Origin of the sequence: Parafrankia colletiae, from assembly GCF_001854655.1 — a bacterium.
Classification (GTDB): domain Bacteria; phylum Actinomycetota; class Actinomycetes; order Frankiales; family Frankiaceae; genus Parafrankia; species Parafrankia colletiae.
In genome coordinates this window covers 1-1,025 of record NZ_MBLM01000104.1, presented here as the reverse complement: position 1 = coordinate 1,025, position 1,025 = coordinate 1, and the positions used below count along the sequence as shown (strand labels likewise).

1 protein-coding gene is annotated in these 1,025 nt (G+C 63.2%); it reads left to right on the top strand.

The annotated features are described in order from the left end of the window. Nucleotides 1–244: hypothetical protein (locus CC117_RS38430; protein ID WP_206744819.1), on the top strand; the 244-nt coding region annotated here is incomplete at its 5' end. Between the last annotated feature and the right edge of the window lie 781 nt (nucleotides 245–1,025).

Here is a 1,025-nt window from a genome sequence, read left to right as displayed (position 1 = left end):
TGTCGGCCAGCAGATCACCCGACTCGATGATCCGGCAGACCTTGATGAGAAGACTGCCTCCAAGGTGCGTACCTTGACGGTCCCCGTGATGGGTCCCAACGGGGCAGTGCTRCACCCAACCCTGTACGGATTTCCCCAGGGTTCGAACCTCGAGTTCGTTGAGCGCGCGAGAGACGCACTCGTAGCCGCCTGCAACGATATGAGCGAACGGTTCGGCGGTACCCCCGCAGCCGCAACGCCGTAGCCCTAGGCCCGGTCGCTGAGACAGTCATGTGGGGCGGGGGCCCTCTCAGTGGTGCAGTTGCTTTAGCTCACTCGTCTCTCCTGGAGAGCGAGAGGCCCTCTGCCTCAGCGCGAACTGGATCGGCGGGTGCGGTCCGATTCGGCAACTCGATTCAAACGATCACTGACGATGGGGCTCGAAGGCAGCCTGTCGGCGAACCCCTGTGGACCACACCTGAGCCGGCTCGATGAGTCACGTCTTCGGTCCTGCTCAGGACGAAATGCCGACACCGAGTCGTGGAGTCGCCATCCGACAAGGTGGCGTGAGAAGCGGGCGATGGCGCCCGCGCTCTTCGCAGGGAGCGCACCGGGCGCAACCGAGCACATCACATGTCTTCCGCTAGCGTCCTAGTTGTGCTTGACTAACCAGACATGCATAGTCTGTCGCTTCAGGTGGACCGTCGTGGGGAAGATCATGAGTAACAGGCACCAAGTTGCGGGCGTCGACTCTTTTGCCGACGGAGATCGGTTCTCCAGTCGCGCCCGCACCCTGGCAGCGGCCACGTCCTGCGGTCCGCGCCGCCGACAGCTCGACCCCACCGGCCCTCAATGGCGCCGAAGCCCTACCAGTCTCAGCCTCAGTGGGCACAAGACCGAAAGCGAGAACGTTTAATGTCGAACCCGCGCCCAAATCACCCCATCGCCGACGGGACCGTCGCGCGGTCCGAGTCGCGAATCTTCACCAGTCCCAACAAACTCAAGTTGGGGGTTTTTGGGATCAACGTGGCGGGAGGTGCGGGGGG